Here is a 7,349-nt window from a genome sequence, read left to right as displayed (position 1 = left end):
GCCCCACCCCGAGCCTGCCGGCCGCGCCGCTGTCCGGAAAGCCGGTCGCCGAAACGGTGGCGGGCCGTCAGGCGGTGGTGGTGCCGCTGCGGGTGACCGCCGGCACGAGCCCCGTGGGGCTGGCCGAGGCCGACCTGGTCTACCAGGAGTTCGCCGAGTCGGAGAGCCTGCACCTGACAGCGGTCTACCAGTCCCGGGACGCCGCGAAGGTGGGCCCGGTCGCGGAGATCCGCCCCGTGGACATCCGCACGGTCGGCGTGCTGCGCCCCTTCGTCGGGTACGCGGGCGGGCCTACCGGCTTCCTCAACCAGTTCGCCGCCGCCGAACTGGAGGGGGTCACCCCGGCGCAGCGCGCCGCCGCGTTCCCGTCCGGCCAGGCGTCGACCGCCGCGCTGCGCCAGGCGGCCCCGAAGGGTGGCGCGGCGCCGACCCAGGTCCTCGACCACGCCGCCCCGGGCGCCCCGCTGGGCAGCCAGGGCGTCAGCCCGGCCGGCAAGCTGACCGTCGCCGCCCCCGGGCACCCCACGCAGACCTGGGCGTACGACGCGGCCAGCTCGTCGTGGCGCGGCAAGATCGGCAAAGTCACGGTGAGCGTCGCCTCGGTCGTCGTGCTCACGATGGAATACCGCACCCTCACCGTGCGCAAGCCCAGCCCCCGCTCGCTGCCCGGGGCGAACGTCTACGGCTCCGGCGCGGCGCTCGTGGTGTCCGGCCCGTCCAGCGCCAAGGCGAGGTGGAGCAAGCCCGGGCAGCGGCTGGTCTGCAACATCACCGACGAGGGCGGTTTCCAGGTCCGGCCACAGCCCGGCCCCGCCTGGGTGATCTACGCCCCGCAGAACGCCAAGGTCAGCGTGACATGACGACGGCCGCCCCGCTCCGGCCCGCACCGGGGCCGGAGCCGGCACCGGCGGGACGGCGTCCGGCCGGCCCGCCGCGAACCCCGCCGGCAGCGCCGGCCCGGCGCTGGTCGCTGCGGCTGCCCCCCGCCTGGCCGGTGACCGCGCTCTTCGTGCTCTACCCGGTGTGGTGGGCGCTGGGCCTTCCCTCGTTCATCTTCGCCATCCTCGCCGTCCCGATGGCCTTCCGGCTCTACCGGCGCGGCAACGTCAAGGTGCCGCCGGGCTTCGGGCTCTGGCTGATCCTGCTGGCCTGGGTGGTGCTGTCCGGGCTGATGCTCGACATCACCGCGCCCAACACGCTCGCCCCGAGCGGCTCCGGCCGGTACATCGGCTGGGGCATCCGGGTGATGAACTACACCGCCCTGACGGTGACGATGCTCTACGTCCTCAACCTCAGCGAGCGGGAGCTGCCTCGAGGGCGGCTGGTGAAGCTGTTCGGCTTCATGGCCGTGATCACCGTCATCGGCGGGTACGTGGGGGCGCTGTTCCCGCAGCTCAAGTTCGTCGCGCCGCTGAACTACATCCTGCCCTCCGCCATCGCCAAGGAACCGTTCGTCAACCGGCTGATGCACGTCGAGGTCGCCCAGGTGCAGGAGGTGCTCGCCGGGGAAGCCAGTTCGCCCCGCCCCGCCGCCCCCTTCGAGTACACCAACACCTGGGGCGAGAACATGGCGATCCTGCTGATCTGGTTCATCGTCGGCTGGGTGGTCCTCGGCCGGGGGCCACGCCGGCTCACCGGTTACCTCGTGGTGGTCGCCGCCGTCTTCCCGATCGTCTACTCGCTCAACCGGGGGCTGTGGATCGGGCTGGTGATCGGCGCGGTGTACGTCGCGGTGCGGCTGGCCCTGCGCGGTCGGGTCGTCGTGCTGGTCGGGTTGGCGCTGGCCACCGGGCTGATGGGGGTGGCGGTGCTCGCGTCCCCGCTGGGCGACCTGCTCAACGAACGCATGGCCAACGGGCACAGCGACGACATCCGGGCCACCCTGTCCAGCGGCGCGGTCGAGGCGGCCAACCACTCGCCGGTGCTCGGCTACGGTGGCAACCGGGCCCTGATCGGCAGCAACCGGTCGATCGCGATCGGCAAGTCGGCCGACTGCAAGCAGTGCGGCAACCGGGAGTTGGGCAGCAACGGGCAGGTGTGGAACCTGCTGACCGGTCAGGGCTGGGTGGGCGCATTCTGCTACAGCGCGTTCTTCCTGTGGTGCCTGTGGCGGTTCCGGCACGACCACACCCCGATCGGCATCGCCGGCAGCCTGGTGCTGATCCTGATGCTGTTCTTCCAGTTCCTCTACGGCTCGTTGAACACCACCCTGGCGTACGGGCTGATCAGCGTGGCTCTGCTCGCCCGCAACGACCTGCACCTGCGCGCGGCGCGCCGCGAGGCCCGGCTCGCCGCCGTCGAGGCCGCGGCCGCCCCGGCCGCACCCCGTGCCCTGCCCGAACGGCGGTTCCGCTGATGCTCACCCCACCCCCCGGCGCCGACGCGCGCGGCGCGTACCTGCCCGAGCTGGCCGGCCTGGTCTGGCCGGCACCGGCCCGACCGGCGTTGCGGCGCGGCGGCCGGGCCGGGTTCGCGGTGGTGCCCTCGGCCGCACGGCCCCGGCTGCTGGTGCCGGCCGGCTCCCGGCGGGCGGCGGCCGGCGCGGTCCGGCACTCCACCGAGGCGCAGAGCGCGAAGGCCCGGCTGCGCCGCGCGGTGCTGGCCACCGCGTTCCGCACCGGGCTCGGGCGGCTCGCCTTCCGGGACCGGCTGGTGATCGACGCGGGCGGCGACGCGCTCGACGCGCACCTGGCCGCCGTGCTGGGCCGCCCGGCGCTGCTGAGCATCCACATCGGGCCGGCGCGGGCCAACCGCAAGCCGGTGGTCCAGCTCCTCGACGCCGCCGGCGACCCGATCGGGTACGCGAAGCTCGGCGTCGACCCGCTCACCCGGGCCCTGGTCGAGGCGGAGGCTACGGCGCTGGCCCGGTTGGCGAAACTCGACCTGCCCGGCGTGCAGGTGGCCGAGGCGCTGCACCACGGCCTCTGGGGCGGACACGCCCTGCTGGTGCAGAGTGCCCTGCCGGTGGGGCTGCCCCGGGCCGCGCCCGCGCCGGCCGCCGAGGCCGAACGGGCCGCCATGGTCGCGGTGAGCCGCTGCGTCGGCGTGGAGCGCCGCCCGTACGCGGGCAGCGCCCACGACCGGCGGCTCCGCGACGAGTTGGCGGCGCTCGGGGACCGGCCGGAGGCGGCCCGGCTTCGCGCGGTGCTGGCCGAGGTTCGCCGCGTCGACCCGGTGCTGGCCCTGGGGGCCTGGCACGGCGACTGGAACGGCGGCAACAGCGCGGCCCTGGCCGACGGCCGGGTGCTGGTGTGGGACTGGGAGCGGTTCGCCGACGACGTGCCGCTGGGCTTCGACGCCCTGCACCGGCGGGTGCAGACGGCGATCACCCGCGCCGGGGTGGAGCCCCGGGCGGCGGCCGGGCGGCTGATCGCCTCGGCGGCGGACGACCTGGCCCCGTTCGGCCAGCCGGCCGGGGTCGCCGACCTGGTGGCGGTGCTCTACCTGGTCGAGTTGGCGGCGCGCTACCTGCGCGACCGGCAGGCCGAGGCGGGGGCCCGGCTGGGACACGTGGACGCCTGGCTGCTGCCGGCGGTGGAGGATCACCTGGCCGGGCGGCCGGGTGCGGGAGGAGTGGCGAAGTGACGCTGGTCAAGGCACAGGCGCGGCGCGCGGTGCGGTCGGTGAGTCGGACGTACGGCCGGTGGACCGCCGGCTCGCGGCTCGCCCCCGACTTCCTCATCGTGGGCGCGCAGCGCTGCGGCACGACGTCGCTGTTCAAGACCCTGTCGCAGCACCCGGCGGTGCTGCCGGCGGTCTACCACAAGGGCGTGCACTACTTCGACACCGGCTACGACCGGGGGCTGGACTGGTACCTCGGGCACTTCCCGACGGTGCGCCGCGCCGAGGCGGTGCGGCAGCAGGTCGGGGTACGCGGGGTGACCGGGGAGTCGAGCCCGTACTACATGTTCCATCCCCTCGCGGGCGAGCGGATCGCGAAGGACCTGCCGGGCGTGCGGCTGCTGGTGCTGCTGCGCGACCCGGTGGAGCGGGCGTACTCGGCGCACACCCACGAGGCGGCCCGGGGCTTCGAGACGGAGGGCTTCGAGCGGGCCCTGGAGCTGGAGCAGGAGCGGATCGCCGGGGAGCGGGAGCGGCTGCTCGCCGACCCGACGGCGCACAGCCACCACTTCCAGCACAACGCGTACCTGACCCGGGGTCAGTACGTGGAGCAGCTCGAACGCCTTGAGTCGATCTTCGGCCGGGACCGGCTGCACGTGATCGACGCGGACGACTTCTTCGCCGAGTCCCGGCCGGCGTTCGACGCGGTCTGCGACTTCCTCGGCCTGCCGCGCTGGGCGGACATCTCGTTCGGCAAGCACAACGCGCGGTCCCGTTCGCCGATGGACCCGGCGCTGCGGGCCCGGCTGGAGGAGCACTTCGCCCCGTACGACGAGCGGTTGAGCACCTGGTGGGGACGCGTGCCGTCGTGGCGACGGTAGCCCAGGCCCGGTCGGACGCCGGCGAGCTGGGCGGGGCGGCCCGGCACGGGGTCGCGAACCTGCTCGGGGTGGCGGTCGCGGCGGTCGCCGGGTTCGGCCTGAACATCGTCGTCACCCGGGGCTGGTCCATGTCGGACGCCGGCCTCTTCTTCGCCGCCACCAGCGCGTTCATGATCGCATACGCGGCTGCGCGGCTGGGTACCGGCGTCGGCGCCGTCTACTTCATCAGCCGCTACCGGGCGCTCGGTCAAGCGGAGCGCCTGCGCGCGTCGGTGCTGGTCGGGCTGCTGCCGGTGCTGGGGGTCGGCACGCTGATCGCGGTGGCCGGCTGGTGGGCGGCTCCCCGGATCGTGGCGCTGACGCTCGACGAGCCGGTGCCCGGTGCGGTGCGCGCGCTGCGGGTGCTGCTGGTCTTCGTGCCGGTGGCCGCGCTCTGCGACTTCGCCCTGGCCGCCTGCCGGGGCTTCGGCAAGATGCGCCCGCTGCTGTTGATCGAGCGGTTCGGCCGGACCGGGCTGCAACTGGTCGGGGTGGGGCTCGCCGCCGTCCTCGGCCTATCGGCGACGACGGCGCTGCCGCTGGCCTGGGTCGCACCGTACCTGCCGGCCGCGCTGGTCGGCACGGTGTGGCTGGCCCGGCTGGTCCGGCGCGCGGAGCGGGGCGCGCAGGCCCCGGCGGTGTCGCTGCGCGAGGAGTTCGGCCCGTACTGGCGCTACAGCGGGCCCCGCGCGCTGAGCGGCCTGGCCCAGATGGTGGTGCAGCGGCTCGACATCGTGCTGCTCGGCGCGCTGCGCGGGCTGTCCGAGGCGGCGCTCTACACGGCGGCCACCCGGTTCCTCGCCCTCGGGCAGCTCTCCGGGCAGGCGCTCTCCACCGCCGTGCAGCACCGGCTCGCCGAGCACATGGTCCGCGACGACCGGGACGCGGCCGGCCGGCTCTACCAGGCCGCCACCGGCTGGCTGGTGCTGCTGGCCTGGCCGGCGTACCTGCTGTTCGCGGTGTTCGCCGAGCCGATGCTGCACCTGTTCGGCGACGGGTACGCTGCCGGAGCGCGGGTGACCGTCTTCCTCGCCCTGACCATGCTGGTGGCCACCGGCTGCGGCATGGTAGACACAGTGCTCAACATGGCCGGCCGAACGTCCTGGACGTTCTACAACGCGCTGGCCGGCACGCTTGTCAACGTGGTGCTGAACGTGCTGCTCATCCCGCGTTTCGGCATCATGGGCGCGGCGATCGCCTGGTCGTCGTCCATCCTGATCACCAACCTGGTGCCGCTGGCCCAGCTGCACCACGCATACCGGCTGCACCCGTTCGGCCGGGGCACGCTGGCCGCCGCCGGGCTGGCGGTGGCGTGCTTCGGCGTGCCGGCTCTGATCGCCCGCGCGGTGCTCGACGCCGGGCCGGTCACCCTGGCGGTGCTCGCGGTGCTCGGGACCACCGGGTACGCCGCCGGGGCATGGCGGCTACGCCGGGTGCTCCAGCTCGACGCGCTGCGGGCCCTGCGCCGGGGCCGCCGACGCTGAGGCCCGCTCGGGTCTTGTCCACGAGAACGTCCGCCGCCGGGTACACCGGTGGCACCGGCACGGGAAGGTGCGGCAACGATGAAGCGGTTCCACAGGGCGGTGGCGCTCCTGCTCGGGTCGGCGCTGGCCGTCACGGCCTGCTCCGAGCCGGCCCCGGACTTCGTGCCGCCCCCGGCCGGCACCGCGCCGACGGTGTCCCCCCGCGCGACGGACGACCTGACCACCACCGGCCGGGGCCCGGAGCTGCCCGCGAAGGGCGTCTGGCTGGGCGCGTGGGTGAAGCCGGACTGGCAGACCCCGAAGGGACGGGTCGAGGCGCTGACCGCGTTCGCCGACCAGACCCGCGGCAAGATGCCCCTGGCGCACATGTTCCACGAGTGGGAGGACGACTTCCCCGGCCCCACCGAGTACGCCTTCCAGGCGACCGGGAAGCTCCAGATGATCTCCTGGTCGGGTGCCGACACCCGGTCCATCCGCGACGGCGTCTACGACCAGCTCATCCGGCAGCGGGCCGAAAAGATCAAGCAGTTCGGGGTGCCGCTGCTGCTGCGCTGGCGGTGGGAGATGGACCGGCCGAACCTGGCCCAGAGCGTCCACTCGCCGGAGGACTACGTCGCCGCATGGAAGCGCATCCGGGGCATCTTCACCGAGGTCGGCGCCACCAACGCCGCCTTCGTCTGGTGCCCGCACGTGCAGGGCTTCGTCGACCCGTCCCGCAACGCCGCGGCGTACTATCCCGGCGACGACCAGGTCGACTGGCTCTGCACCGATGTGTACCCGGGCAAGGAGTTCGAGGGCTTCGCCCCCCAGATGGACACCTTCATGGCGTTCGCCGCCCAGCACCCGCGTCCGGTAGTGATCGGCGAGTTCGGGGTCACCTACCCGGGCGCGCCCGGCCAGCGCGGCGCGTGGCTGCGCGAGGCCGGCGACTACATCAAGCGGCACCCGCAAATCAAGGCCGTCGTCTACTTCGCCGCGAAGCAGACGAAGCCCGCGTACGACAGCACCTTCAACGGCGACCCGGAGGGGCTGGCCGCGTTCCAGGAACTGACGGCGGACCCGTGGTTCTCCGCACCGCCGCCGCCCACCCCCGCGCACGGCCCGCGCGCCCAGTGACCTCGTCTCTCCGTACGAGCGGCCCGGCTGTACCGGCGGCGGCGATGACGTTTGTCGGGCACAAGGTGCCCCCCGGGGTAGACGCCGCGCGTTCCGTGCGCAATTGTGTCATCGAGCTTCCGTCCCGGTCGTCGCCTCTGCGACCTGGGTCACCGAGCGGGTTCGCCCGATCGCACGGAGGCGCCTCACATCGATCTCCGCCGTTCATCCGGAGTAGCCCGTGGTCCGTTTTCCGGCGCTCGGTCGCCGACCCCTCGCGGCCCTGACC

The 7,349-nt window shown here is 74.1% G+C and carries 6 protein-coding genes; all 6 read left to right on the top strand.

From position 1 onward, the window contains the following. Nucleotides 1-860: DUF3048 domain-containing protein (locus tag E1258_RS27890; protein WP_132406361.1), on the top strand; the 860-nt coding region annotated here is incomplete at its 5' end. After that, nucleotides 857-2,356 carry an O-antigen ligase gene (locus E1258_RS27885; protein WP_132406359.1) on the top strand — a complete coding sequence of 500 codons (1,500 nt, stop codon included), beginning with the start codon at nucleotides 857-859 and terminating at the stop codon, nucleotides 2,354-2,356. The genes E1258_RS27890 and E1258_RS27885, both read left to right, overlap by 4 nt. Beyond that, a complete protein-coding gene (locus E1258_RS27880) occupies nucleotides 2,356-3,585 on the top strand; it encodes a hypothetical protein (protein WP_243715737.1) in 1,230 nt (409 codons plus the stop codon). The genes E1258_RS27885 and E1258_RS27880 overlap by 1 nt, the downstream gene beginning before the upstream one ends. Beyond that, entirely contained in the window at nucleotides 3,582-4,442 is an 861-nt protein-coding gene (locus E1258_RS27875) for a sulfotransferase domain-containing protein (RefSeq protein ID WP_036373429.1), read from the top strand. Before E1258_RS27880 ends, E1258_RS27875 begins: the two co-directional genes overlap by 4 nt. Continuing rightward, on the top strand, nucleotides 4,430-5,965 hold the full coding sequence (locus E1258_RS27870) for a lipopolysaccharide biosynthesis protein (RefSeq protein WP_243715736.1): 1,536 nt from the start codon (nucleotides 4,430-4,432) through the stop codon (nucleotides 5,963-5,965). Before E1258_RS27875 ends, E1258_RS27870 begins: the two co-directional genes overlap by 13 nt. Before the next feature lie 78 nt (nucleotides 5,966-6,043). Beyond that, nucleotides 6,044-7,081: a glycoside hydrolase family 26 protein gene (locus tag E1258_RS27865; RefSeq protein WP_243715735.1), complete on the top strand. Its 1,038-nt coding sequence runs from the start codon at nucleotides 6,044-6,046 to the stop codon at nucleotides 7,079-7,081. Nucleotides 7,082-7,349 lie beyond the last annotated feature (268 nt).

It is taken from the genome of Micromonospora sp. KC207, assembly GCF_004348615.1.
In the GTDB taxonomy this organism is placed as follows: Bacteria; Actinomycetota; Actinomycetes; order Mycobacteriales; family Micromonosporaceae; genus Micromonospora.
Note: the sequence above shows the minus strand (reverse complement) of the source record. Positions and strands in the feature narration are given on the sequence as shown.